Source organism: Enterobacter sp. CGMCC 5087, from assembly GCF_003144775.1.
GTDB classification, from domain to species: Bacteria; Pseudomonadota; Gammaproteobacteria; order Enterobacterales; family Enterobacteriaceae; genus Enterobacter; species Enterobacter cloacae_M.
Map to the genome: position 1 here is coordinate 1 of NZ_QFXN01000249.1, position 25,830 is coordinate 25,830.

At 52.7% G+C, this 25,830-nt stretch carries 20 protein-coding genes and 2 pseudogenes; 12 read left to right on the forward strand and 10 right to left on the reverse strand.

All coding sequences use genetic code 11. The features are described 5' to 3' along the window. Nucleotides 1-308 (forward strand): RlmF-related methyltransferase (locus DEO48_RS22350; RefSeq protein ID WP_146198317.1); only part of this gene is annotated, 308 nt, incomplete at its 5' end. A gap of 48 nt (nucleotides 309-356) precedes the next feature. Here the strand turns inward: DEO48_RS22350 and ybiO are convergent. The 6 genes from ybiO to rhtA form a co-directional block, all read right to left on the reverse strand. Continuing rightward, nucleotides 357-2,570 carry a mechanosensitive channel protein gene (ybiO, locus tag DEO48_RS22355; protein WP_109846320.1) on the reverse strand — a complete coding sequence of 738 codons (2,214 nt, stop codon included), beginning with the start codon at nucleotides 2,568-2,570 and terminating at the stop codon, nucleotides 357-359. A gap of 124 nt (nucleotides 2,571-2,694) precedes the next feature. Then, nucleotides 2,695-3,417, reverse strand: coding sequence for a glutamine ABC transporter ATP-binding protein GlnQ (gene glnQ / locus DEO48_RS22360; protein WP_023310879.1), 723 nt, complete (start codon nucleotides 3,415-3,417; stop codon nucleotides 2,695-2,697). Beyond that, nucleotides 3,414-4,073 (reverse strand): glutamine ABC transporter permease GlnP, encoded by a 660-nt coding sequence (glnP, locus tag DEO48_RS22365; protein WP_003858462.1) that lies wholly within the window; start codon nucleotides 4,071-4,073, stop codon nucleotides 3,414-3,416. The genes glnQ and glnP overlap by 4 nt, the downstream gene beginning before the upstream one ends. An 84-nt stretch (nucleotides 4,074-4,157) precedes the next feature. After that, the gene (gene glnH, locus DEO48_RS22370; protein WP_023310880.1) at nucleotides 4,158-4,901 is read right to left on the reverse strand and encodes a glutamine ABC transporter substrate-binding protein GlnH; all 744 of its coding nucleotides are present in this window, start codon (nucleotides 4,899-4,901) and stop codon (nucleotides 4,158-4,160) included. Between the two features lie 362 nt (nucleotides 4,902-5,263). Further along, a complete protein-coding gene (dps, locus tag DEO48_RS22375; RefSeq protein ID WP_010428924.1) occupies nucleotides 5,264-5,767 on the reverse strand; it encodes a DNA starvation/stationary phase protection protein Dps in 504 nt (167 codons plus the stop codon). Nucleotides 5,768-6,066: 299 nt separating this feature from the next. Further along, a complete protein-coding gene (rhtA, locus tag DEO48_RS22380; RefSeq protein WP_109846321.1) occupies nucleotides 6,067-6,954 on the reverse strand; it encodes a threonine/homoserine exporter RhtA in 888 nt (295 codons plus the stop codon). A gap of 354 nt (nucleotides 6,955-7,308) precedes the next feature. Between rhtA and ompX the strand changes: the two genes are divergently transcribed. Continuing rightward, nucleotides 7,309-7,827, forward strand: a complete 519-nt coding sequence (ompX, locus tag DEO48_RS22385) for an outer membrane protein OmpX (RefSeq protein ID WP_023310884.1) — start codon at nucleotides 7,309-7,311, stop codon at nucleotides 7,825-7,827. Nucleotides 7,828-7,959: 132 nt separating this feature from the next. Here ompX and DEO48_RS22390 read toward each other — a convergent pair whose 3' ends face one another. Next, the gene (locus tag DEO48_RS22390; protein ID WP_109846322.1) at nucleotides 7,960-9,543 is read right to left on the reverse strand and encodes a phosphoethanolamine transferase; all 1,584 of its coding nucleotides are present in this window, start codon (nucleotides 9,541-9,543) and stop codon (nucleotides 7,960-7,962) included. 283 nt (nucleotides 9,544-9,826) lie between these two features. After that, nucleotides 9,827-9,955, reverse strand: coding sequence for a manganase accumulation protein MntS (mntS, locus tag DEO48_RS22395; RefSeq protein WP_014831181.1), 129 nt, complete (start codon nucleotides 9,953-9,955; stop codon nucleotides 9,827-9,829). A gap of 183 nt (nucleotides 9,956-10,138) precedes the next feature. Here mntS and mntR point away from each other — a divergent pair, with 183 nt between their 5' ends. The 7 genes from mntR to DEO48_RS22430 all read left to right on the forward strand — a co-directional run bounded on the left by mntR (nucleotide 10,139) and on the right by DEO48_RS22430 (nucleotide 17,895). Further along, nucleotides 10,139-10,612 (forward strand): manganese-binding transcriptional regulator MntR, encoded by a 474-nt coding sequence (gene mntR, locus DEO48_RS22400; protein ID WP_109846323.1) that lies wholly within the window; start codon nucleotides 10,139-10,141, stop codon nucleotides 10,610-10,612. Beyond that, entirely contained in the window at nucleotides 10,609-11,718 is a 1,110-nt protein-coding gene (locus DEO48_RS22405) for an anion transporter (RefSeq protein ID WP_109846324.1), read from the forward strand. Before mntR ends, DEO48_RS22405 begins: the two co-directional genes overlap by 4 nt. A gap of 101 nt (nucleotides 11,719-11,819) precedes the next feature. Further along, nucleotides 11,820-12,914 (forward strand): HlyD family secretion protein, encoded by a 1,095-nt coding sequence (locus DEO48_RS22410; protein WP_109846325.1) that lies wholly within the window; start codon nucleotides 11,820-11,822, stop codon nucleotides 12,912-12,914. Further along, a complete protein-coding gene (locus DEO48_RS22415) occupies nucleotides 12,911-14,482 on the forward strand; it encodes a DHA2 family efflux MFS transporter permease subunit (RefSeq protein ID WP_033145003.1) in 1,572 nt (523 codons plus the stop codon). The genes DEO48_RS22410 and DEO48_RS22415 overlap by 4 nt, the downstream gene beginning before the upstream one ends. Then, nucleotides 14,482-16,005 (forward strand): efflux transporter outer membrane subunit, encoded by a 1,524-nt coding sequence (locus tag DEO48_RS22420; protein WP_109846326.1) that lies wholly within the window; start codon nucleotides 14,482-14,484, stop codon nucleotides 16,003-16,005. The genes DEO48_RS22415 and DEO48_RS22420 overlap by 1 nt, the downstream gene beginning before the upstream one ends. A gap of 102 nt (nucleotides 16,006-16,107) precedes the next feature. Further along, nucleotides 16,108-17,148 carry an aldo/keto reductase gene (locus DEO48_RS22425; RefSeq protein WP_109846327.1) on the forward strand — a complete coding sequence of 347 codons (1,041 nt, stop codon included), beginning with the start codon at nucleotides 16,108-16,110 and terminating at the stop codon, nucleotides 17,146-17,148. 447 nt (nucleotides 17,149-17,595) lie between these two features. Continuing rightward, nucleotides 17,596-17,895, forward strand: coding sequence for a helix-turn-helix transcriptional regulator (locus DEO48_RS22430; RefSeq protein ID WP_109846328.1), 300 nt, complete (start codon nucleotides 17,596-17,598; stop codon nucleotides 17,893-17,895). A gap of 152 nt (nucleotides 17,896-18,047) precedes the next feature. Here DEO48_RS22430 and DEO48_RS22435 read toward each other — a convergent pair whose 3' ends face one another. Beyond that, nucleotides 18,048-18,422, reverse strand: coding sequence for a hypothetical protein (locus DEO48_RS22435; protein ID WP_258306145.1), 375 nt, complete (start codon nucleotides 18,420-18,422; stop codon nucleotides 18,048-18,050). A gap of 92 nt (nucleotides 18,423-18,514) precedes the next feature. Further along, a complete protein-coding gene (locus DEO48_RS22440) occupies nucleotides 18,515-19,315 on the reverse strand; it encodes a winged helix-turn-helix domain-containing protein (RefSeq protein WP_109846329.1) in 801 nt (266 codons plus the stop codon). Between the two features lie 575 nt (nucleotides 19,316-19,890). On the opposite strand from DEO48_RS22440, the gene DEO48_RS22445 reads away from it, so the two are divergent. The 3 genes and pseudogenes from DEO48_RS22445 to DEO48_RS27425 form a co-directional block, all read left to right on the forward strand. Beyond that, on the forward strand, nucleotides 19,891-20,334 hold the full coding sequence (locus DEO48_RS22445; RefSeq protein WP_109846330.1) for a winged helix-turn-helix domain-containing protein: 444 nt from the start codon (nucleotides 19,891-19,893) through the stop codon (nucleotides 20,332-20,334). 65 nt (nucleotides 20,335-20,399) lie between these two features. Continuing rightward, nucleotides 20,400-20,501: pseudogene (locus tag DEO48_RS27420) on the forward strand (ESPR domain-containing protein); the annotation flags it as partial. 2,721 nt (nucleotides 20,502-23,222) lie between these two features. Then, nucleotides 23,223-25,757: pseudogene (locus tag DEO48_RS27425) on the forward strand (autotransporter outer membrane beta-barrel domain-containing protein); the annotation flags it as partial. Between the last annotated feature and the right edge of the window lie 73 nt (nucleotides 25,758-25,830).

Here is a 25,830-nt window from a genome sequence, read left to right on the forward strand (position 1 = left end):
GCAAGCGCCGTAACCTGGGTCAGGCTGAAGATGCCGCGCTGAACTTCGGCGGACAGCAGCAGGAGCTCTGGTGCGAAGGGGGCGAAGTGGCGTTTATCCTGCGCATGATTGATGAAAGCAAGCAGTTTGGCCGCCAGGTGAAGTGGTTCACGACGCTGGTTTCCCGGGGAGATAATCTGCCCCCGCTCTACCGTGCGCTGACCGAAGCGGGCGCCGTAAAAGTGGTGAAAAAAGAGATGGCGCAGGGCCAGAAACAGAGCCGCTTTATCGCCTGGACGTTTATGGACAATAGCAAACGTCGCAAATAGCACTCCGTCGTAGGCCGGGTAAGGCGAAGCCGCTACCCGGCAACCAGGTTACAGCGTCGGCTCCTGCGGAGGGAGCGGCGATGCGGGCGGCGGCAATACCTGATACGTCTGCACGGGCATCCGCACGTTCGCCAGATCAAAGTGTTTTTTCACCATGCTGTCGAGCGCAAAGCGCACCGTCCACTGCTTCAGCGGCTGGGTGGTGAACGACACGCGCAGGGTAAAGGCTGTGTTCGTCAGCCCGACGATGCCGGCAAATGACGGCTCTCCGATCACCAGCCCGCGAATATCCTCCATCTCCATCAGTTCTTCTACCGCATCGCGCAGCGCCTGCTTCGCTTTGTCTGCATCCTCGTGGCGATCCACATCGTAGTTCGCTACTACGGAACCAATGCCGCGCACAAAGTTGGCGAAGGTGGTGATCGAAGACCAGGGAATGATGTGGTAGGCCCCGGTGTCCTGACGCACGCCCACCGAGCGGATGGACATCCTCTCCACGGTGCCGGTTAACGGCCCGATGGTCACCAGATCGCCCGTGTTCATCCCGTTTTCAAACTGAATGAAGATACCGGTAATAATATCCTTCACCAGCGTTTGCGACCCGAAGGAAATCGCCAGCCCCAGGGCACCGGCACCCGCCAGCAGCGGGGCGATATTCACCCCGATTTCCGACAGCACGATCATGATGGTGATGGTGCTGATAATCACCGCCAGCGCGTTGCGGAACAGGGTTAACAGCGTTCTTGCCCGCGCGCTGGGCAGGGGCCTGCCGTGAATATCCGATACCAGACGGTTCTCAATAAGGCTCGCCAGCAGCGTCCAGCCGACGGCGGAGAAGAAGAGGATCAGCGCGATGCGAATCAGGATGTCGACCGTTTTTTCACCGGCACCGTTGTGCAGCCAGTTCCAGAAATCAAACAGGCTCCATGCATTCAGGAGCAGCATAATCGCCACGCAGACGGTGAGAATACGCGCCACCTTGAGCGATACCGACATCCAGCCGTTTACCCGTTTTTGCAGTTCCGGGTAATTACGCTGGACCTGCGGCGACAGGGTGATGGTTTTCGAGATCCAGCGCGACAGCAGCCCCGATACAAACGCCGCGATGCCGATAATGGCCAGGCTTTTGAACGTCGCCCCCATCATAAATTTCAGGCTATTGCCCGGGTCAAACAGCGAGAAGAAGCACAGCACGATGAAGTAAGCGCTTGCCAGCCAGTGCCACACCAGGGCGAACGCGCGAATAAAGAGGCTAAAGAACGAGAGGGAGCGATCGGCCAGATTCAGCAGGCTTTGGGTAATGGTTTTTTTATTGTGGAAGATAAGGTACAGCGACCAGACGGTAATGCAGATCATGATCAGCACGTTTGCCAGCGCGCCAAACTGGACGTTCACCTGGTTGGAGATGATCGGCACGGCAACCAGCAGGCCGTAGCCTATCAGCCCGCTGAGCACGCTCAGACGCAGCGCCCAGTACTTCGCGCTCTCATCCCGAATGGAAAACGGGCGCAGTTCCGGCACGTGCGGACAAAAGAGTAACCGCAGCAGCGCCTTGAAGAACTCAATCAGGGCAAAGGCATTCAGGAAAAGCGACTGCTGGAAGGCGATGGTTTTGTTGCCGGCATTCAGCCTGTCGGCCAGCATCTGGCCTAAAAACAGCGTCAACGCCAGCAGCAGTAAATCGATGATGAACGCGGAGGCGATCATCAACGGCAGGTGCAGCCAGCTGCTTTTATGCTGATTCTTTCTGCGTCCCCATTGCCCCATTTTGCGGTACAGCGGCCACGCGCACAGGCGCACCAGCCAGTAAAAAAGAAACACCGCCCCCGCCAGCATCAGGAACTGCGTGGCGGCGGCGGTAAACGTTTGCGGGTTAAATGGCTTATGCGGGGAGCCAATCAGGTTGCGGTAAAGCTGAGCGAAGCGCGAGGAGAGCGCTTCCCCATAGTGGCGGCTCACGTCGGTGACGTTTTCCAGCACCGTTTTTTGCTCCTCAGCCTGCGGAGGGGTGAGGGTTGGCACCGACTCCTGCGGCGGCGTGGCGGCGGCTTTGCGTAGCTGGCCAATGAGTTCCTGCCGGGAGGTGTCGTTCTCAAGGACGTCGGCAAGCGCGCTGTAGGCGGCTTTTTTCTGTTCAACATCGGGTTCCGGAGGCGGCGTACTTTGCTGGGTAGCGGTGTTCCCGGTGGTCACTCCAGGGATCGCGACGGCGAACGATGGCGCACTAAACAGGCTAATCAACAGCAGCAGGATCCACGGCACGGCGTCCTCCGGTGAAAATGTCGAACAAAATGATAAGTATAGAAGTCGGGACGCGGAGGGGGATTTTTGGGAACAATCTGGCGTAAAAAAGCCGGGCTTGCCCGGCTTAGCGTAAAGCGATGGATCAGGAGACGTGCTGCAGGAACTCCTGCAAACGCTGGCTCGGCGGGTTCGCAATCAGCTCCTGCGGGTTACCGTCTTCCGCGATACGGCCTTTATCAATAAAGATCAGGCGGGACGCCACTTTTTCAGCAAAGCCGATTTCGTGGGTCACGATAACCATCGTCATCCCTTCTTCCGCCAGATCCTGCATGACTTTCAGCACCTCGTGGCGCAGCTCCGGGTCGAGTGCGGACGTAGGCTCATCAAACAGCATCATTTTCGGTTTGACCGCCAGGGCGCGGGCAATCGCCACACGCTGTTGTTGACCGCCGGACAGCTCGGAAGGGTAGTGGTGCGCACGTTCTGCCAGGCCGACTTTCGCCAGCAGATCTTTTGCCAGCGCTTCCGCCGCCGCTTTGCTGGCACCGCGCACGCGCAGTGGGCCAAACATCACGTTTTCCAGCGCCGTGAGGTGCGGGAACAGGTAGAACTGCTGGAACACCATGCCCGCTTCCTGACGAATCAGACGGTCGTCCACTTTTGGGTCGTTTACCTTCAGGCCGTCGACGATCAGATCGCCGCTGGTGATCTCTTCCAGCTTGTTGATGCAGCGCAGCAGGGTGGATTTACCGGAGCCGGATGGCCCAATAATCACCACCACTTCACCCTGTTTGATGTTGAGATCGATATTGTGCAGCACCTGGGTTGGGCCAAAGTGCTTGGAAACGTTTTTAAATTCAATCACAGGATTTTCATCCTTCTTTCAAGACGACGCAGAACGAAGCTCAGAACCAGAGTAATGATCAGGTAGACAACGGCTACCGCACTCCAGATTTCCAGCGCGCGGAAGTTGCCAGCAATGATCTCCTGCCCCTGACGGGTCAGCTCTGCCACGCCGATAACAATGAACAGCGACGTATCTTTAATGCTGATGATCCACTGGTTACCGAGCGGCGGCAGCATGCGACGCAGCGCCAGCGGCAGAATAACGTGGCGGATCGTTTCGCGACGAGAAAGACCTAGCGCCAGACCGGCTTCACTGAAACCTTTATGAATCGACAGCACCGCACCGCGGGTGATTTCCGCAATGTAGGCGCCTGAGTTGATCATAATGGTGACGACGGCCGCGCTGAACGGGTCGATGCGCAGGTCGGTGAACGCCATAGGCAGGGCGAAGTAGATGAACATGACCTGCACGACAATTGGCGTGCCGCGGATCACTTCGATGAAAACCAGTGCGATGTGGTTTGCGATCCAGCCGCCGTAGGTGCGGGCGAAACCGGCTACAAGTCCGATAATCAACCCACCAACCAGACCCAGGACCGAAATCCACAGGGTCATTTTAGCGCCTTCAAGCAAGAGTGGAATGGCAGGCCAGATGGCGCTCCAGTCAAACTGCATGATAATTTCCTGTTACTGTTACCGTGTTTCAAAAATAGCAGGGGCGAAAGGTCGCCCCCGAGTGAACGTCATTTTTACGTCTTATTATTTAGGTTCGGTACCGAACCATTTTTTGTAGATTTCGTTGTAGGTGCCGTTCTCTTTCAGCGTTTTCAGCGCGCCGTTAACTTTCGTGCGCAAGTCGTCGCTGCCTTTCGGGAATGCGATACCGTACTGCTGCGCTTCCAGAGACTCGCCAACGGCTTTGAACTTGCCGTTACCGGCTGTCTTAATGAAGTACAGGATGTTAGGCGTGTCGTGCAGAACAGCGTCAGCGCGGTTGGTGCCGAGTTCCATGTACGCGTTGTCGATGTTCGGGAACTGACGGAGGTCTTTGGTTTTGATATTTGCTTTCGCGTAATCAACAGAACCGGTGCCGCTCTTCACCGCCACCACTTTGCCGTCGAGATCTTTCACGCTTTTTACGTCGTTATTATCGGCTTTGACCATGACCAGCAGGCCGCTTTTGTAGTAGCCGTCAGAGAAGTCGATCGCTTTTTTACGTTCATCAGTAATGGTGATGCCTGCCAGTGCCAGATCAACGTTTTTGGTTTGCAGTGCCGGGATGATGCCGCTGAAGTCCATAGGCTTCAGGGTGTAATCCAGCTTGAGTTCTTTTGCGACAGCGGCCCACAGATCCACATCAAAACCAACGTATTTATCCCCCTGTTTGAATTCAAACGGAACGAACGCCGTGTCGGTCGCCACAACCAGTTTGTCGGCAGCCTGAGAGGACACTGCAAAAGCCAGGGTAAGTGCAGCCAGTGAAACTTTTAATACAGACTTCATAGCATTTCCTTTTATATCCACGGGGCGATCCCCTGCGAGAACAGGTGACACAATGAAAAAATCGTGCCAACTTTACAAGCTATTGTTTTGCAAAGGGGATGATGTCATGCATTGCACAATAAATGGGGCAATGAGGTGTTATTGCACCAAACTGGAGCACCGTTTTGGTGCACTTTGTTTGGCTCAACTGACGGGGAGATATTTAGCGTAAATTCTGACGAAAAAACAATCTTCCGTTAACGGTTGTGTGAGGTGATTATTACATTTCGTTCACTTTTGCAGGTGTGCAGGGAAAAATTGTGCACCATAGATGTGCAAAACCCTCACCGGAGGGCGAGGGTTTGATAGAAAATTCATACGAATTATTCGATGTTAGATTCGATAAACCACAGGAACTGATCCAGGTCGCGGGACGCGGCGGTGAAAATGTCTGCGGTATCTTCGTCTTTGGCTTCGCCAATCGCTTTGCGCACGTCATTGGCCACAATCGCATAGCGGTCCGCCAGCTCTTTAAGGTGATCCTGAACGGTATGGATATCCAGCGGATAACTCTTCAGTGGCGTTTTGCTGTTGATCACCTGCGTGGTACCCAGCGCCACGCCGCCTAACTGAACGGCACGTTCAGCCATCGTATCGAGGTGGGTAACCAGTGCTGTGCGGAAGCCATCCAGCATTTCATGAACGGCAATAAAGTTTGCACCGCGCATATTCCAGTGGGCCTGTTTGGTGATCAGCGAAAGATCGATGAACTGGATCACCTGGCGATTCAGCAACTCAATGGTCGCCTTTTTGTCGCTATCCGATACATCGTTACGGGTATAAAGCAGATTAGACGCTTTCGTTTTCACCAGTTTAGCGGTACTCATAATTTCATATCCTCTTGATGTTTATGTCCCAGGTAATTACGGAACTAAGTATAGCACCGGATTTTTTCTCTGCGGTTTGGCTGTGCCTATCGGTTTAATAGCGAGAAGTGGATTGAGAATTTAATTTGTTGAAATTAATGGGTAATTTTTAAATTGATACAGATCAATCTTAATTGCTGGTTGGGGATGTAAACGCAGAGGGATATTTCGAAATTAGCGCAAAGTGTGTAAGAAATTATAACGTCTGTCTTTCTGGCCTTTATTCTGCATGGCGTGGAAGCCATGCAGAATATATGGCCTTAGCTGATATTAACTTTCTCAACTTTAGGTTCAGGGCGCATGGTGAGCGTCGAGCCCATTGATGCCGCGATAATCGAGCAGAGCGCCAGCGTCTGGGTCAACGTGAGGGTTTCGCCGAGAAACACCATCCCGGAAATGGCGGCTAACGCAGGCTCCATGCTCATCAGCGTGCCAAATATGCGCGTCGGCAGACGCGTAAGGGCAATCATCTCCAGAGAATAGGGGAGTGCGGTAGAGAGAATCGCGACCGCCAGTCCTATGGGCATGACGGACCATTGCCAGATAGATTCGGTCGCCTGCGCCATGCCGATAGGCACGAAGACGATGGCTGCGATCAGGGAACCTAACGCGACGGTCGCCGGACCGTGCTCTTCTCCTGCACGCTGGCCCGTGAGTATATAGACAGCCCAGCAGGCGCCTGCACCCAGCGCCAGGGCTGCACCCGTCAGATCGATCTCAGCGACGCTCTGGCCCAGCGGCAGCAGGAACCATAAACCCAGAACGGCTAACACGACCCAGATAAAATCGACCGGACGTCGCGAAGAGAAAAGCGCCACCGCCAGCGGGCCGGTAAACTCCAACGCGACGGCGATCCCCAGCGGTATCGTCTGAATAGAGAGATAGAACAGATAGTTCATTGCCCCAAGGGAGAGTCCATAAAACAGCAGGGGTAAACGCTGCTCCTTTTTGAAGCGCAGACGCCAGGGTTTGAAAATGACCACCAGTATCGCCGTGCCCAGCACGATACGCAGGGCAGTCACACCAGGCGCACCGACCAGCGGAAAAAGTGATTTTGCAAGCGAAGCACCGCTTTGAATGGACAACATGGCAATGAGTATGACTGCTACCGGCAACCAGACCGACGACGTGCGGGATAACCCAGGCATCCTTTCTCCTGTCAGCTTATGTCAAATGAGGTAAAGGTTGCAGTGTAAAGGAAATAAGCGGCAACGGTTGAGGTGCTGTTGAAAAAAAACCTCGTGAAATCCGTAAAATGGTTAAGCGCTGGTGGATTTATCGCCTGATAGATTAGGAATAATCTGGATGAATGTAACTGCGCTTGCGCGCACTATGCGCATTTAGTAGTGAAAATTGCATGTGATTTGAAAGAGATAGCTGACGCTGGAAACGTTCTGTTACAGGAAAGGTTTCATTAGACATCACGAATCACAAAGAGTTTCGCAAATTTTTTTGATATATTTAAAACTTACGGACTTACTTGAAGCACATTTGAGGTGGTTATGAAAAAAATTGCATGTCTTTCAGCACTGGCCGCTGTACTGGCTGTTTCCGCAGGTACCGCTGTAGCTGCTACTTCTACTGTTACTGGTGGTTACGCTCAGAGCGACTATCAGGGCGTGATGAACAAAGCTAACGGTTTCAACCTGAAGTATCGCTACGAGCAGGATAACAACCCACTGGGCGTGATCGGTTCTTTCACCTACACCGAGAAAGATCGTTCTGAAAACGGCGCATACAACAAAGGCCAGTACTACGGTATCACCGCTGGTCCAGCTTACCGTCTGAATGACTGGGCGAGCATCTACGGTGTTGTAGGTGTTGGCTACGGTAAATTCCAGCAGACTGAAAACCAGAGCGAAAGCCGCACTGCAAGCAACAGCGACTATGGCTTCTCCTATGGCGCAGGCCTGCAGTTCAACCCAATCCAGGACGTTGCTCTGGACTTCTCCTATGAGCAGAGCCGTATCCGCAACGTTGACGTTGGCACCTGGATCGCGGGCGTAGGTTACCGCTTCTAATCACTCCGGTGAGCTAATAAAAAATCCGCCCAATGTGGCGGATTTTTTTTGGGGAAGTAAAAGCAAAACGGCAACCCCAGGTTGCCGTTTTTAGTGATGTTCCCTCTCCCCGTGGGTCAGGGTATCGGACCGCTACTTATTCTTAATATCGAAAATATCCGTTCCCAGATGGTTATAGTCAACTTTCTGTAACTTGAAGTTGGTAACGTACACTGGGGGAGCTTTCTTGTTAGAGACAAACGGGTAAGCCGTTTTTATCTGCTCGGCTGTAATCCCCGTCCACTGCGAGAAGAACTGCAGGAAATCATTTGCCGAACGGCGCGCTTTAATCACGCGATGCGTTTTATCATCACTCGACAGCACCATAAACGGCACCTGGAAGTTCTGCTGGAACTTGTCATCGTGCGCCAGGTACTGCACCTCTTTACCACGCTCTTTAAACGCCAGCCCATGATCCGAGAAATAGACCATGGAGAAGCTGTCGCCCGTATTGCGTAGCTGATCGTACAGCTTGCTCAGCAGGTCGTCGGTTTGCGTCATGGTGTAGAGATAGCAAGAGGTCTCTTTGGACTGCACGAACTCCGCGTACTTCCCGCCCGTCCGATCGCAGGCCTGCGGGTGCGACCCCATCAGGTGCAGGACGATCAGCTGAGGCTGGGTGCGCGGAGTGGCGAAGACCTGTGCCGTCATTTTCAACAGCGCTTCGTCTTTGGTATTTTTGTCGGCTTCAAAGTCGCCGTTCTTCAGGAACTGCACTTCGTCGGCACGTTTGGCGATACTGGCGATGGCCGTATCGTATTCGCCAATTTGCCCCTGATTGGAGAACCACCAGGTCTGATAACCCGCGCGGTTTGCCAGGGTGACAAAATTATCCTGATACTGAGGTTTGCCGTCGACGACCCGGTTAAGCGTCAGGCCGAGCGATTTCTGCGTCGAGCCGCTGGCCGCGACATAATCGGTGAACAGCGTGCCTTTAACCGAACTGGCAAACGGTGTGTTATCCCAGTGTCCGCCGAAGGCTCCCATTGCATCGCGACGGGCACTTTCCCCAATCACCACCACATAGGTGTGATACTTCGGCTTAACGGCCAGCACGTTCCAGGTGTCTTTCATATTGGAAAGCTCAGCCATGCGCGCCTGCTCGTCGAGAACCTCTTTATTATTGACAACGACGTCCTTCACGAAGCGGAAAACCGGATAGCCGATATTGGTGAGCCTTAGCTTACCGTCCCAGGGAATATTCTGGATGGGGGCGACAAAGGCCACGGCAACGCTGAACACCAGACAGAGTATTTCGAGCTTACCCCAGGATTTTTTCTCGCCCGCCTGACGGCGGATGGCGATAACGCCCAACGCGAAGATAAAGATCCCGACCACGTAGCTGTACCACGGGAAGATCGTCAGGATCTCCGTTGACTCTTCCATATTGGTCGAGTGCAGCGCCAGCAGGGTATTAAAGTTTGGCGCGCCGTAAGCCTGGCCAAACGGGAAATAGAGTGCAGCGACCAGCGAGCAGATCCCGATTAATGCTTTTTGCACGCGCGGTGCGGTTCGCCACAGCACATGCAGAACGCAGGTGAAAGCCACCGCGTAGAGCAAACTAAAGGGATAACCCAGCGCAAAGTTAATCAGTAATGACTGCAAAAAGTAAAAACCCGTCCACGGGCTTAAGGCCCGGCTGCGGGTCACAACGGTATCTATCAGGGTTACATTCATAGGTCACTATCATGGATGAAAACGCCATGTGCTCACCCTGGCGTCAAGGGTCATAACCTGCCTGACAGTGCGTGGAGAGGGAATGAGGGTCCGCTTCAGCGAGCCGCAAATTGTGCAGGGCTGCAAGAAGATAGTGCGAGCGCTAAATAATATCAACAGTTGCTAAGCAGATGTTTTGCGAAGGGGATTGCAAATCCGTAAAAAAGATCGGGAATAAGGCGGCTGGAAGCCAGTTTACAGCGAGATTGTGACGGGAAAATGAAGCGGCGTACCGCAACGCCGCTTAGTGGGAAGGTTTGTCGTCCTGGTGCGGTTTGTTGTTAAACATATCGCACAGCATGTTCAACAGCATTAAGCGCACTTTAAAGGGAGAGTGGGTAAACACGGTCATGCACCTCTTGAATTCGTTCATAAGACCTCCTGAGTTTTGATCCCTTCGATCCGTGAAGGGTGACTGCATTACATACAGATATAGCACAGGCTATATTGTATAGCTATGGCTATTTCGTTAATTTTTTGTGCTTGCGGAGCTATGGTTTACAATGTGCGCTCTCCAAACCGGGCGCTGGAAGCGTCACCCCACTGAGGAAGTACAATGAACCGTCGCGCAGGTCATCCGACAATGAGGAAAACGACGCAACTGGTGAATGTTGAAGAACATGTCGAAGGTTTTCGCCAGGTCCGTGAAGCGCACCGGCGTGAACTGATTGATGACTATGTTGAACTCATTTCCGATCTGATCCGTGAGGTTGGTGAAGCGCGCCAGGTCGATATGGCCGCCAGGCTGGGGGTTTCACAGCCAACTGTCGCTAAAATGTTAAAACGCCTGGCCTCCGTGGGCTTAATTGAAATGATCCCCTGGCGCGGTGTTTTTCTGACGCCGGAAGGGGAGAAACTCGCGCAGGAGAGCCGCGAGCGCCATCAGCTTGTCGAGAATTTTTTACTGGTGCTGGGCGTCAGCCCGGAGATTGCCCGCCGGGATGCGGAAGGCATGGAACACCACGTCAGCGAAGAGACGCTGGTGAAGTTTCGCGAATTTACCCTTAAATATGGTTCCTCCGCTGAATGAAAATCCCCGGACTGCAGGCCCTGGCACGCGATCGTTTCTTCCATCTCTTATTAATCATTGGCGCAGCGTTAAGCCTCTTTGTGCCTTTTGCGCCACACGGCTGGCCCGCCGCAATTGACTGGCGCACCATCATTACCCTGAGCGGCTTGATGATGCTCACCAAAGGGGTCGAGCTGAGCGGCTATTTTGACGTTCTGGGCCGTAAAATGGTGCGCCGCTTTGCCACCGAGCGCAGGCTGTCCCTGTTTATGGTGTTCTCCGCCGCGGTACTGTCGACGTTTCTGACCAACGATGTGGCGCTGTTTATCATCGTGCCCCTCACGCTCACGCTGCGTAAGCTGTGCGAGATCCCGGTCAGCCGGCTGATCATCTTTGAAGCGCTTGCCGTCAATGCAGGCTCGCTTCTGACGCCAATTGGCAACCCGCAAAATATCCTTCTGTGGGGACGGTCCGGTCTGTCGTTCGCCGCCTTCACCTGGCAGATGGCCCCTCTGGCGCTGGTGATGATGCTGTCGCTACTGGCGGTATGCTGGTTCGCGTTTCCGGATAAAAAGCTGCAGTACCACAGCGGCACAACCGGCCCGCAGTGGCAGCCGCGTCTGGTGTGGGGCTGTCTTGGGTTATACATCGTCTTTCTGTTCGCGCTGGAGATGAAGTATGAGCTGGCGGGCGTCCTGCTCGTTGCCGCGGGGTTTGTCGTCCTGGCGCGTCGCGTGCTGGTGAGCGTGGACTGGACGCTGCTGCTGGTCTTTATGGCGATGTTTATTGATGTGCATCTCCTTATCCAGCTTCCGGTACTGCAGAACGTTCTGCACAGCGTCAGCACGTTGTCTCAGCCGGGACTGTGGCTGACGGCGATTGGCCTGTCGCAGTTTATCAGCAACGTACCGTCCACTATTCTGCTGCTCAACTATGTTCCGCCCGATACGCTTCTGGCCTGGGCGGTGAACATCGGCGGGTTTGGGCTGCTGCCCGGCTCGCTGGCAAACCTGATTGCCCTGCGTATGGCCAACGACCGTCGTATCTGGTGGCGTTTCCACGTCTGGTCGATCCCGATGCTGGTTTGGGCCGCGGCGATTGGTTTCGGAATATTCCTTCTCATATAGTGCGCAATTTGTCAGTTTTTCCTGGCAAACGTATAGCAACGTCCTAGCTTTAGTGAACGGCATAGTGTGATGCCGCTCACTGACAGGACCGTTGCTGAACTATGGCTGAAGATCAAAACCCGCCTGCTGACGAGCAGGACAAAAACAATAATGAGCGTAAGCGCCCGGGCAAGAAACCGTTAATTATCCTCGGCATTGTCGTGGTGGTAATGGTGGTCGTGGCGCTGGTCTGGTGGTTTTTAACCCGTAACGAAGAGACGACCGACGACGCCTTTACCGACGGCGACGTGGTGACGATTGCCCCCAAAACGGCGGGCTACGTTACCGAGCTGCGCGTGCGCGATAACCAGCGCGTGAAAAAGGGCGATCTGCTGGTGGTTATCGATCCGCGGGACACCACCGCGCAGCGCGATAAGGCTCAGGCCCAGCTTGGGCTGGCTATCGCGCAGCTGCATCAGGCCCAGGCGCAGCTGGCGCTTTCAAAAGTCCAGTATCCCGCCCAGCGTGACGAAGCCAAAGCGCAGGTGCTGAAAGCGCAGGCCGATCTGGCGAACGCGCAGGCGGAGTACCGTCGTCAGCGCGGCGTCGACCCGCGTGCGACCACCCAGCAAAGTATTGATTCCGCGAATGCTCAACTGCGCAGCGCGCAGGCAGGGCTGGCCAGCGCTCAGGCGCAGCTGGAAGTGGCAGAGCAGGTACAGCTGCAAATCCGCCAGCAGGAAACCAACGTTGAAGCGCGCGAGCGTCAGGTCGATCAGGCTAAAGCGCAGCTGGAAACCGCCAACCTTAATCTCTCCTACACCGAAGTTCGCGCCCCGTTCGACGGCGTCGTCACCAAACGCAACGTGCAGCCCGGCACGCTGGTGCAGGCGGGAACGGCGCTGTTCTCGCTGGTTTCCCCTAACGTGTGGGTGGTCGCGAACTTTAAAGAGTCGCAGCTCGAGCGCATGAAGCCGGGCGATAAGGTCACCGTGTCCGTCGACGCGTGGCCGGATATGGAGCTTGAGGGCCACGTAGACAGTATCCAGCAGGGCAGCGGCTCGCGCTTCTCCGCCTTCCCGGCAGAAAATGCCACCGGTAACTTCGTCAAAATTGTGCAGCGCGTGCCGGTCAAAATCGTGATTGATAAGGGCCTGGATCCAAACAAACCGCTGCCGCTGGGGCTGTCGGTCGCACCGAAGGTGACGGTGGAATGACGGATCACAGCCACGACAGCTGGAAGCCCGCCAGCAATCCGTGGGCGGTGGCGATTGTCGTCACCCTGGCGGTATTCATGGAAATTCTGGATACCACCATCGTCAACGTGGCGCTCCCCCACGTGGCAGGCTCGCTCTCGTCCAGCTATGACGAATCTACCTGGGTGTTAACCAGCTATCTGGTCGCGAACGGCATCGTGCTGCCCATCTCGGCGTTTCTGAGCCGGGTGTTTGGCCGCAAGCAGTTCTTCCTGATTTGCATCGTCATGTTTACCGTCTGCTCGTTCCTGTGCGGGATTGCCACCGAGCTGTGGCAGATCATCCTGTTCCGCGTGATGCAGGGCTTTTTTGGCGGCGGGCTGCAGCCCACGCAGCAGTCGGTGCTGCTCGACTACTTCAAACCCGAAGACCGGGGCAAAGCGTTTGGTCTGTCCTCCATTGCGATTATCGTTGCGCCGGTGCTCGGCCCGACGCTGGGCGGTTGGATCACCGACAACTATTCCTGGCGCTGGGTGTTCTTTATCAACATTCCGGTGGGGATTGTGACGGTGCTGGCGATCTACCAGCTGCTGGAAGATCCGCCGTGGGAGAGCAAATCAAAAGAGAAGCTGACTATCGACTGGACGGGGATCGGCCTGATCGCGCTGGGGCTGGGCTGTCTGCAGGTGATGCTCGACCGGGGAGAAGACGAGGACTGGTTCTACTCGAACTTTATCCGCACCTTCGGCGTGTTGACGCTTGTCGGCATTATCGGCGCCATCTACTGGCTGGTATATGCCAGAAAGCCGGTGGTGGATCTGCACTGCATGAAGGACCGCAACTTTGCCATCTCCAGCCTGCTGATGGCGGGGATGGCGATGATTTTGTACGGCAGCTCGGTTGTTATCCCGCAGCTGGCGCAGCAGGACCTGGGCTACACCGCTACCTGGTCGGGGCTGGTGCTGTCGCCCGGCGCGGTGCTGATTGTGTTAACCATTCCGCTGGTGCTGAAGCTGATGCCGGTGGTGCAGACGCGCTGGATTATCGCCTTTGGCTTTACCTGTCTGGCGGTGTCGTTCTTCTGGTCGCGAACGCTGACGCCTGATATCGACTTCGAAACGCTGGTGCTGTTCCGCAGCGCCCAGTCGATAGGGCTGGGGTTCCTGTTTGTGCCGCTCACGACTATTGCGTTTATCTCGATACCGAGGCGGCTGAATGCCGATGCGGCGGCGCTGTTTACCATGTTCCGCAACGTAGCGGGTTCGATTGGCATATCCCTTTCGACGGCGGCCATCACCGAACGCGCGCAGGCGCACAGCGCGCATCTGGCGTACCACGCCTCGCCGCTTAACGAGCAGTTCCAGCAGGCGATACGCGAAAGCGCCCAGGCGATCCAGAACTTCACTACCCAGGTGGGCGACCCCACCGGCATCGCCACCGGACGCATGTACCAAACGATGATCGAGCAGTCGCGCTTCCTGGCCTACATCGACGTCTTTACCATTCTGAGCGCGGTGGCCTTGTTACTGATTCCGTTTTGTTTGTTGCTCTCGCCGGTTAAGAGCGAGGGGAGTGCAGGAGCACATTGATGATACACAGACGTTTACACCCCCTGATGATAATGATGCTGCTGGCGGGCTGCGCCGTCGGGCCGGACTACCAGCAGCCTGCGCCGCCCGCCGTTACGCACTGGAACGATAAGGGCGACAGCGCGGTGAAATCGCAAACTACCTCCGCCGCGACCAACCCGCGCTGGTGGAAGACCTTCGGCTCGCCGCAGCTCGACAGCCTGGTTGAACGTGCGATCGCCGGAAACCTGACGCTGCAGCAGACGGTGCTGCGCATCGCCGGGGCACGAGAGCAGATTAACCAGGCGGGCGGGGCGTTTTATCCGTCGGTCAACGGCAATCTGCAGGCGACGCGCCAGCAGCTTGGCCTGGAAGGAGAGCTGAAATCTCACGGCGTGTACGACCAGGTGGATAGCATCGATCCCAACCTGAAAGGGGCGCTGGGGCCGCTGACGCAGCCGATTAACCTCTACCAGGGCAGCTTCGACGCCCAGTGGGAAATTGACCTGTGGGGCAAGGTGCGTCGTCAGGTGGAAGCCGCCGAAGCGCAGCAGAAAGCCGCCATCGAGCAGCGTAACGACGCCCTGGTGTCGCTGGAGGCGGAAGTGGCGCGCGCGTGGCTCCAGCTGCGCGGGGCGCAGAGCATTATAGCCACGCTGAACACCCAGATTAAAAGCGCGCAGCAGACGCTGGATCTCACCGAAAACCGCCAGCGCGGCGGGCTATCGCCACAGATGGACGTGGAAAACGCCCGGGCGCAGTTAGGCAATCTTGAGGCCCAGCTTCCGCAATATCAGGCGCAGGAGCGGAAGGCGATGAACGGCCTGGCGATCCTGCTCGGCAAACCGCCGGGGGCGCTGGATGCGGAATTGCTAAGCGTGCAGCCGATGCCGGCCCTGCCGGATATCGTGCAGACCGGCATTCCATCCACGCTGGCGCGACGCCGTCCGGACGTGCGCGAAGCGGAGGCGAACCTCCACGCCGCCACGGCGCAAATCGGTGTCTCGGTGGCGGAGCTGTTCCCGAGCTTTACACTCTCCGGGCAGTTTGGCCTGCGCAACAGCGAAACCAACTGGCTGACCGACTGGAGCAGCCACTTCTACAGCTTCGGCCCGCAGGTCTCTATTCCCATCTTCCAGGGCGGTCGACTGGTCTCCAGCGTCAAGGTGGCGCGCGCGCAGCAGGGGGCGGCGGTGCTGGACTATCGCCAGACGGTGCTGACCGCGCTCGGCGAAGTGGAAAACGCGCTGGTGAGCTATCGCACCGACCAGCAGCGTGAAGCGGGACTCGCAAAAACGATCGACGCCCTGCAAAACGCCTTTGACCTGGCAAGCGACAGCTACCGCCAGGGGATTGCCAGCTTTATCGACGTGCTGGACGCCCAGCGTCAGCTGGCGCAGGCCCAGCAGCAGCGCGCACAGGCGCAGGTGCAGAGCGCGCTCGATCTGGTGGCGCTCTACAAGGCCCTCGGCGGCGGCTGGGAGCCGTATCAGCAGGTGCAGTTACCGGACTACAGCGTCTTTGGCGACGCCCCGCGCGGATAAATTCAGAGGATTGGGCAAGAAACGGACAGGAACACCACATTCGCGATGGCTGAGGGGCGGGTATAACTATCGGGTACCCAATCGACATGCGAGGAATAACTTATGCGTTATCAAAAACTGGGCAACACCGGTCTGTTTGTTTCTGAACTGTGCCTCGGCACCATGACCTTCGGCGGCGAGGGCGGCATGTGGGGCAAGATTGGCCAGCTCCAGCAAAGTGAAGCCGAGCAGCTGGTGGGCCGCGCGCTGGATGCCGGGATCAACTTTATCGACACCGCGGACGTTTACTCAGAAGGACGCTCGGAGGAGATCACCGGTCAGGCGCTGAAAAACCTGAAGATCCCTCGCGAGAACGTGGTGGTCGCCACGAAAGTGTTCGGCGAAACGGGAACGGCAGGGGTGAACTCGCGCGGCAGCTCGCGCTATCACATCATCAGCAGCGTGAAGGAGAGCCTGCGCCGCCTGCAGCTCGATCATATCGATCTCTACCAGCTTCACGGATTCGACCCCGCAACGCCGATTGAAGAAATGCTCTACGCGCTGGATAACCTGGTGCAGCACGGCCACGTGCGCTACATCGGCGTCTCTAACTGGGCGGCGTGGCAGGTTGCCAAAGCGCTCGGTATTTCTGAACGTCTTGGGCTGGCGCGTTTCGCGTCGCTACAGGCGTATTACACCATTGCCGGGCGCGATCTGGAGCGCGAGCTGGTGCCGATGATGCAGAGCGAAGGCGTCGGGCTGATGGTCTGGAGCCCGCTGGCGGGCGGTCTGCTGAGCGGAAAATATGGCCGCGACGGGCAGAGCGAAGCTGGCGGTCGCCGTCTGGAGTTCGACTTCCCGCCGGTGAACAAAGATCGCGCCTTCGACTGCGTGGACGTGATGCGCACTATCGCCGAAAGCAAGGGTGTCTCCGTCGCGCAAATCGCGCTGGCGTGGCTGCTGCATCAGAAAGCGGTGACCAGCGTCATCATTGGCGCGAAACGCGTTGAACAGCTGGACGACAATATCGCCGCGACCGGGATCCGACTGAGCGAAGACGAACTCAAGCAGCTTGATGCGGTGAGCGCACTGCCGCGCGAATACCCGGGCTGGATGCTGGAGCGGCAGGGTGAATATCGCCGCAATCAGCTCGCGCAGCAGTAACCTTCCTTGCCCCGGTAGTGCATCGCTAACCGGGTGTGTTGTCATATTAAAGTTTTATCACTATTCAATATTATTCGATTAAGGTTATGACACAATTACTTCTATCTTTCTGATAAGTAAGATTTAATCACTAATTTTTACAATATTAAAGCGTCCTGCTTTGAGGACGCTTTACTTGATCGGCTTAACACAAGCAGGAGTAGGTACTTCGGTGAGATGTACTTATTCTCAGAAGATTATCTACGCTCATTTGTAAATGAGTAATCCATGTAACGAGTAGGTAATAAAATGTCAAAGCCTGCCATGAGACTTTCTAAATCCTGCCTAATCCTCCCTGTATAGCTTGTCATATAAGCTTTAACAGCTTATAGTCTGTTAAATGTTTTTACAGCCTTTAGACTGTTAAAGTTTATGCATGTGTTAAATATTCAATACCGTTGGTAACCTATGCGTACTCAATATTATTTGAAAACTTTGAATCAATTACGTCCCGTGTTGGTTGGCTTTCGCAAAGCCAACGGGCTTACTCAAAGGGAAATGTCAGAACGGTTGGGGGTAACACAACAAACGTATGCACGTCTTGAAATAAACCCCACAACTGCAAGTATTGAGCGGTTGTTCAAGGTGTTTTCCCTGTTGGGCGTTGAGTTGGTGCTCTCATCAAAGGAACCACTACCAGATTCAAAACCTGGCTTCACTACAAATCAGCAAGATGCAGCGCTTCCTGCCAGACGGGAGAAATGGTGATGCGGTTTTCTTTACGATTTTTGTAAGCTACGGATCTAATGAAAACATTAAAGAGATCAATGTCGGTAAAAGTATAAGGAAAATTGTTTACCAAACAGCATTTTTGTGATCTATGCACTAATGTGGATTAAATGGTGCTTTAAAAGCAGTAATCATCTACTGGCAATTTTCTTACACAGCAGAAGAGGTATACCATTTTGTCGGATCAGATAAGTCCCTTCAACCTGCTGATGGAGCTGGTAAATAAAATCAACATTTTCACTGGTGACAGAAAATGGGAGCAAATGACTTAACGCTTCATGTATATCGTCTGCCCGCAATGAGGTTTTATTGCCGGTAAAACGGACATGATAGTTATCACCCTTGACTTGATATGCAATACCGGAAACCATTTTGATCGGAGTCTGCATGCCTTCAGGTGAAATATAATCCCCGCTGATCTGAACACTACCTTTTTCGCGATACATATAAAGCGTTACTTTTGCCTGCAGGCGACTATTATTTATCTGACTGACAAACGCCGACATGCAATGGATTACGTTACCTTCCAATCTGTTTTTCATTTCCAGCAGATAATGAACAGAGTAAGTGAACATCAGAATACTAACTACACAAATTGCTATTCTGATAACCGGTGATAGCCTGAGCTGCATATCCTGTCTGCCCTTTCTGTACTGTTACATGAGAGATAAAATACGCTGAGGTGATTGCGATACGGGGTAATATATCTCAGCGGTAATGTGCGACAGCCGGATGTTATACCCGGCCAAATTTTCAGAAGCTGTTCAGTTTCCACACCGGACAAGGTCTGCCGCTTATTGATGTAAATCTCACACCCGGAATGTGTGCCTGAATAATTATATTCTGAGGTAAAATCATCATTATGTATCGTCCCGTAATTGTAAGATGCGAAAATGAAAATCATCGCCGAAGCAACAAAAAAAAGCACAGAGATTGGGAGTACAAGACGTAGCAGCTGTGGATATACAGTTCGTCTGAAAAAAAGATAGCCCTTTTCTTCACTGTTTGACTCAGATGTAGATTCATCCGGAGCTGAAGCGAAATTGTCTTGGGAGTCACCGACTGTAACCGGCAAGGTTTCATTAAACCGGAACCCCTGTCTGGGTACGGTGATGATGAAATCTTCATTACTGTCAGCGACTTTCTTGAAAGCTTTGCGGGCCAGGAGGATATTTTGGTATAGGGTATTGGGGGAGACGTCTTTATAAGACTCGCCCCAGCCTGCTTTATATAGCTCTGCCTGGCTGACGATATTGCCCTTGGCCGCCAGCAGCGCCTCAAGACAGCGGGCACAGGGCTCGTTCAGTATTTCCGTGAGATCCGGTTGCACCAGACTGGTCAATGCGTTCTGCTCGCGGTGAAAGACTAACCTGCCGTCGATCAAAAACGTTGTATTCATATCTCCCTGCCTACTGCTTGACTGTCCGTCCCGATTTTAGTCCACCGCTCCTGATGGTGCCATTAAATACTTTATGTATCTCAACCGGCTATACGATAAAAGATTATTTTATCTTTAAATTCAATGTGTTAACTTCATCTTTCCTTAAGTGAAATCTCAACCGTCTTAATTGAAGTCTTGATCCCTGTACCCTGCCCACGCAGGTGTTAGCATCCAGTCAGAAAGAAAAATCCTGGTCACTGCCCGAAGGCCCGTTCACCTGAGCGGCTGGATACAGAGTTGAAGGAGTAAAACACTACAAAAGAAGAATAAAAAGGATAAAACACTTCACTGATACTGGAGGTTATTTGAACAATGCAAAACTAGAAAAAAATCATTATGAAGATTAAAAACCCATTTAAAAAATTAATTTTAGACTTAATCACTAAGCATTGCCTGTTTTATGGTTAACTGTTTTTAGCGATTGTATTTATTTGATATTAAGTTTCGAGTGAAATTAATATACTAAGAGGAATCCTACATACCACCTATCGCTATTGCAGTAATGCAGAGCCGGAATATGGAGAGACTTATCTGTGAGAAAATTTGGTTATATTCTGGGAGATGACAGTAATGGTGTGATGGTTCTGCGGGAAAACCGGGTTCTGATCCCCCTGAACAGTCAAAAAATAAATCAGAAGCATATTTACCTGCGACAGACTATGTTCCGGTTGCTGGAGTTTCTTCTTGAAAGAGGAAAATCCGGTCTCCTGCGCGATGAAATAATTATGAGAGCCGTATGGGAAGGATATGGCCTCAAATCCTCGGCGCCTCGCTTATGGCAGGTCATGAACGAGTTAAAGAAAAGGCTCGGTGGGCTCGGCGTGGATGAGGACTTTATTATGCGTGTAGAGGGGCGGGGTTATATGGTGAATACCGCCGGTTATGAGCCCGTCTATATCCGCGCCTCATACGACCGGCTCAGTCGGTTTATTTTTACCCGTCAACAGACTACCGACATGGTCAAGACATTGAAATAACTGACGAATAAAATAGAAGCAATACCATCAAAATACTAATTACGCACTTGACGTAAGGATCTGACATGAACGCAATCTACAAAGTGATATTTAACAGAGCAACCGGACAGCCTGTCGTTGTTTCAGAGTATGGTAAAGGTAAGCAGAAAAGTTCTAGATGCAAGTCGATTCAAAATGCTCTCATCTTTCTTGCGATGGTAAATGCAACGCCTTCTTTTTCTGCAACCTGTGATACTGCAACACTTATTTGCAGTTTAGATGCTACTTGGACGGTAGTAGGAAATAGTAATAATTATGGAAATACAACAATTAATGATGGTAATACATGGCTTGTCGATGGTGTTCAGAATTGGGAGTATGGAGGTCTAAGTTATAAGAATTATACTAACCTCAAAAATGTAGTTAAGGATGGATATAATGTCAAAACAGGAGGTAATGTTGTTACATCTTTACCCGCTAATTCACCGTCTTTGAAATTCTCAGGTTTTGATAAATCTATTACAGTTTTTGATAGTATTACTCAAGCGCCAAAAACTATAAAAGTATATTCATCAAATGCTTTAAATGAAGTAGATCCTTACGAATTTTCTGTTTCCGTTAACTTTTTGAAACAAAATGCCAGCTATTACAATAATACACAGTTAATTAAAGTGAACGATGGTGTTGCAGATATTGCACTTACTAAAGGTGCAGTTTACAACATAGGAGAGGTTAGAAATAGCTATCTTGCAGAAGTTGATGGAACTTCAAAAAATGCAGGCTTGAATTGGATATCAGAACAAACATTCATTGCTTCTTCTATCGACTGGAGTACAACGTCATCTACTGGTACCTTTAACAGTAATGTGACTAAATATAATGGCCAATTCAAAACATTTGATGGTAGTTATAAAAATGTTAATTCCCTGCAGGAATTAAGGGATTATAATGATTGGTTGGTTTCTTCAATAGAAAAAGGGCTCTTGGATTCAGGGAGGTATATTCATTGGCTTCAAGAAGCATATACTACAACTACAATTCAGTATGAATACTCGCCATTCCCTGCAAATATTGATGCAACAACTATCGATAATGCGGAGGGTGCTATTGTGTATGCCCATGGTAGCGGTGCAAAAGCAACGATTTCTCAATCTGGGAAGATAGAAGCGCATAATGGAGCTACTAACACATTTAAAGTGATTCTTGGTGAAGAAGGATCAACAATTATCAATGATGGCAAGGTAATTGCTACTGGTAGGATTTTGGATTTAACTTCTGGGTCGACATTTATAAATAATAACTTGCTTTCATTAGGGGGGGGGGATACTAATAGCTATTCTAACGGACAATACAGTAAGACACCAATTTTGATAACGGATCAAGGGTCGTCATTCTATAATGCTGGTGTTTATAATATAAACGCACGGCATGCTTTCAACGGTGGCAATGGTATTGTTTATGGTTTAACCTTGAAAGATTCTGCTGTAGCTTCTAATGATGGTTTAATAAATAGTGGTTATTGGTATGGTGATACTGGCTTATCGGATGTGTTATCTGGAAGCGTGCGAAGCGTTATTGTATCTGACGGTGCTTCTTTTACTAACCAAAACGGGACAATACAATTAGGTATTGGAGAAGATGGTATTTCTTCCGATTATCTTGGAAACGATAGCGCTGCAATAGAAGCAACAAATAATGGAATTGCTATAAATAATGGTAATATTGTTTTGGGTTCTAGCGCAGATGGTGTATTTGGTTTTCTTGCGAATGGAACTAACATTCAAATGTTGAATCTCGGCACTATCGATGTGAATACTGATGGCAACGGAGGACAGTTCACACCTGCTCAGAGTTCTGGAATTTATTCGCAAAATGGTGCATTCGGCAATATTGATAATGCTGGTATTATTAACCTCAACGGTGCTAACAATGTTGGGATTAAGGCTATCAGTGGAGGACAAGCTTCTTCTACAGGTGTTATTAATGTCAATGCTGCATCGGGACAGAGTGATTTACGCAACTATGGCGTCTGGGTCGAAGGAACTAACTCGCAGGTGAATATTTCCGGGGGAATTAATCTTAAAGGCAATGATGCCATTGGTGTTCATGCCCGTAGCGGTGGCATCATTAACCTGAAGGGAAATGCTGAAGTCATATTTGCATCAGGTGAAAATCAGATCGGTTATTATATTTACGGTGCAGGTTCGCAGATTAATAATAATAGTGGTAGCATACAAAATGTTTCGTCAGAAAAATCGGTCCTGATGCGTTTGGATGGTGGTGCAAACTTAAATGGTACCTCTTTTCCAAAATCTCGGATGATTGCTTCCGGAGATAACTCGGTAATAATCGAAGCAACTAGTTCGGGTACGTCAGTCTCAACTGGATCAATGATCCTTGATCTCACCGGTCGGGGAACAACAGGCGTGCTGGTTCAAGGTGGTGCCACTGGTACTATTGATAATGGAACTTCATTGAACTTACTTAACGCAAGCGCCATTGCGGCTGTTGCTGACGGTGACGGATACGATCTTAGCGGGGTATTAACTACTGCAAATGATATCAATACGAAACTGAATTCTTATGCTGATCTTTTCTCTTCCCAGGATTATGTCACTGGTTATATTGCTCGTAATGGCGCCACCCTGGAGAATTCAGGGAATATTGTTTTTAACGGAATGGATACTACTGGCCTTGAAATTTTGGACGGATCAACGGGAAGCAACAGCGGTAGTATCACGATTCAGGATGGTAGCCAGGGTCTGGTTGCAAGCTCAACCAACCAGAGCACCACGATTAATAACACAGGAAACCTGATACTTAACGGTGGGAGCGATGATAACCGCACTACAGGTATTAAAGCCTCCGGCAACGCCGTCACTGTCAATATGACCGCTGGCACCATCAGGCTTGAAGGCCAGGGGGCTGTCGGGGTGGAAGTGACAGATAGTGCCACTGTGAATCTGGAGGGTACCGCTCTGCCTGTCTTTGCTGATCCCGCGACCGGTGTCAGTAATCAGATCGCCTTCCTGATCTCTGGTGTGGGCTCTACGCTCAATACCCAAACGACGACCGTGATGGATGCTAACGGAAAAGGGTCAACGCTGTTCCGGGTTGAGGATGGAGCATCCCAGCAGGGAGTGCTTTCCTATGACGTATCCGGTGATAATGCGCGTGGCATCTGGGCCACCGGCACAGGAACGCTGGTGAACGCGGCAAACGGCAGCCATCTGTCCATTCAGGGAACCGGCGCACAGGGTATCTATGCTGCAGGCGGTGCCAGTGCAACGTTAGCACAAGGCGTGAAAGCGGATCTCACTGGCTCCGGGGCAGTGGTCGGTGTCGTTGACGGAAATGAGTACGACCTTGCAGGAAGTGTAACAGCAACGAATACCGGTACGATCCTCACTAACGAGGCCGATATCCGCTCCGGTCTTGCTGGTGCTACGGCCTTTATTACCCAGAATCAGGGCATGCTGGTCAATAAGGGCAATATCGATCTGACCACCGGTACCGGGAACACCGGCATAAAAGTCATCAGCGGGCAATTCGACAACCAGGCCAGTGATATTACCGTCAGCGGTGTCGCCGTGGATGTTGAAGGGGCTAACTCAACCGTCCTCAGCACCGGGGGCAGCATCATCGCCACTGACGGTGATGCTGCTATCCGTCTTAGCCAGGGGGCTTCCCTTGATTTAGTGGGCAGCGGAATGGGCGTGGTTGAAGGTCGGGGAACGGCGCATGGCGTTCTGCTTGACACCGGTGCGGCGGGACTGACGGTGACGGGGGCGCAGATTGACGTGAAGGCGGCTGGTGCAACCGGTAACGGAATCGAAAACCGAGCAGAGATTGCCGGGATTCAGCTCGATAACACCACTATCAATGTGCAGGACGGCAACGGGGTTCGGACCTCTGCTACCCTGGCGCAGCAGAACAGCGGCACGATTAACGTGGCGGGAAGTGGTACGGGTCTCGCTTTCATGGCTGCGGACGGCGGGATTACGGGCAATGACCTGGATTTATCCAATTCTTCTGGGCTGACCATCAATCTCTACGGCAGCAACGGTAACGGCATTCTGGCGAACACTGCAGATGGCGCGACGGTGAAAAGTGCTGTCAGCGTAAATGTGACCGCCGCAGACGGTGGCTCTGCACTGGTGGTGAAGAATAACGCTAACCTGGTTGAACAATCTGGCGTTCTTCGCTCTGCATCAACCACTGCTGAGGTTGTGGATGCCTCTAAGGTTAGCACTTTTATCAATACCGGCGACATCATCGCTGCCTCAGACACGGCGCTGGCTATGGCCTTTGATGACAGTGTCGATACCGTCATGCGTAATGGTTCAGGTGGCGTAATCCTGGGGGTTATTGCGCTTAATAATGGTAATAACAGCCTTTACCTCGATGATGCCAGTACGCTGACCGGTACCGCCACTCTGGGAGACGGTAACAACAGCGTCACCCTGACCGGTACAGCTCGTGCGGACACGGTTATTGCCGGAAGTGGTGACAACATCTTTACGGTGAAAGGGAATGGTGCCGTCTTTAATCTTCTCGATGGTGGTGCGGGCAGTAACGACACCCTGGTGTTCGATGCCGCCATGCACCGTCTGACCAGTGCGTCGACGCTTCAGAACTTTGAGCATGTGGCGCTGAAAAATGGCTCGCTGCTGACCCTAGAGGAAGCGCTTGTTCTTACTGACGGTGGAACGGGTGCCGGTTCTGTCGATATTGAGCTCGGCAGTGAGCTGGCCGTGAAGCCTTCTGTTGCGGGCGATTTCACCTTTGACCCGACGCTCACCGGGCAGGGCCTGGTATCGGTCAGCCTCGACTCTTCGCAGTCTGATTTTGCTTTCACCAGTAATACGGGAAGTGATTTCGCAGGAACCCTGAAACTCGCATCCAGCCATTACCAGCTGGAAGGCAATAACACGTCGTCGTTGACGCAGGCCACTCTGGTTGCAGGGAATGGAAGCGTGGTCACGGTCGGTGCAGGCGAGCAGCAACTGGGCGCTCTGACCTTTGACGGAGGGACTGTTCAGTTTGGGGCCGTCATGCCGGGGGATATCATTGCGGACAACCACATCACCACATCTGCCGGTGGCACGCTGGATATCGGCGGCAAGGGTACCGTTCAGGTCACGCTGGGCGGGGGCGTCATTAACCATGTTCCTGCCAGCCTCAATAAAAAATCGCTGATGGAGCAGGATGATGCCACTACGTTGGTTCAGCTTGCCGGGGCAGATGGTGCGGTCACAGGTACGGGCGGCCAGCTTAACCTGGTGGATGAAGACGGCAACGTTATCAGTGACGTGCAGCAACTGGACATCGTTCAGGGCGGCAACACCGTTGCGAAGGGGACCTGGGATTACCAGATGGTAAGCAGCTCGGACGGTATCAACAGCGACGGGCTTTATATCGCTTATGGTCTGAAAGAAGTTGAGTGCATATTCGCACGGTGATCGATCGCCAGTTCGCACCGTAGTCGATCATGATTTCGCATCGTGTTCGATCGCG

Bases quoted from the DNA above. Each gene is read 5' to 3' on its own strand.
- mntS (WP_014831181.1), bottom strand. From the start codon at position 9,955: ATGAACGAATTCAAGAGGTGCATGACCGTGTTTACCCACTCTCCCTTT.
- DEO48_RS22410 (WP_109846325.1), top strand. From the start codon at position 11,820: ATGGCTGAAGATCAAAACCCGCCTGCTGACGAGCAGGACAAAAACAAT.
- DEO48_RS22405 (WP_109846324.1), top strand. From the start codon at position 10,609: ATGAAAATCCCCGGACTGCAGGCCCTGGCACGCGATCGTTTCTTCCAT.
- DEO48_RS22415 (WP_033145003.1), top strand. From the start codon at position 12,911: ATGACGGATCACAGCCACGACAGCTGGAAGCCCGCCAGCAATCCGTGG.
- DEO48_RS22440 (WP_109846329.1), bottom strand. From the start codon at position 19,315: ATGAATACAACGTTTTTGATCGACGGCAGGTTAGTCTTTCACCGCGAG.
- rhtA (WP_109846321.1), bottom strand. From the start codon at position 6,954: ATGCCTGGGTTATCCCGCACGTCGTCGGTCTGGTTGCCGGTAGCAGTC.
- glnH (WP_023310880.1), bottom strand. From the start codon at position 4,901: ATGAAGTCTGTATTAAAAGTTTCACTGGCTGCACTTACCCTGGCTTTT.
- DEO48_RS22435 (WP_258306145.1), bottom strand. From the start codon at position 18,422: ATGTCGGCGTTTGTCAGTCAGATAAATAATAGTCGCCTGCAGGCAAAA.
- mntR (WP_109846323.1), top strand. From the start codon at position 10,139: ATGAACCGTCGCGCAGGTCATCCGACAATGAGGAAAACGACGCAACTG.
- DEO48_RS22425 (WP_109846327.1), top strand. From the start codon at position 16,108: ATGCGTTATCAAAAACTGGGCAACACCGGTCTGTTTGTTTCTGAACTG.
- dps (WP_010428924.1), bottom strand. From the start codon at position 5,767: ATGAGTACCGCTAAACTGGTGAAAACGAAAGCGTCTAATCTGCTTTAT.
- glnP (WP_003858462.1), bottom strand. From the start codon at position 4,073: ATGCAGTTTGACTGGAGCGCCATCTGGCCTGCCATTCCACTCTTGCTT.
- DEO48_RS22420 (WP_109846326.1), top strand. From the start codon at position 14,482: ATGATACACAGACGTTTACACCCCCTGATGATAATGATGCTGCTGGCG.
- DEO48_RS22430 (WP_109846328.1), top strand. From the start codon at position 17,596: ATGCGTACTCAATATTATTTGAAAACTTTGAATCAATTACGTCCCGTG.
- DEO48_RS22390 (WP_109846322.1), bottom strand. From the start codon at position 9,543: ATGAATGTAACCCTGATAGATACCGTTGTGACCCGCAGCCGGGCCTTA.
- ompX (WP_023310884.1), top strand. From the start codon at position 7,309: ATGAAAAAAATTGCATGTCTTTCAGCACTGGCCGCTGTACTGGCTGTT.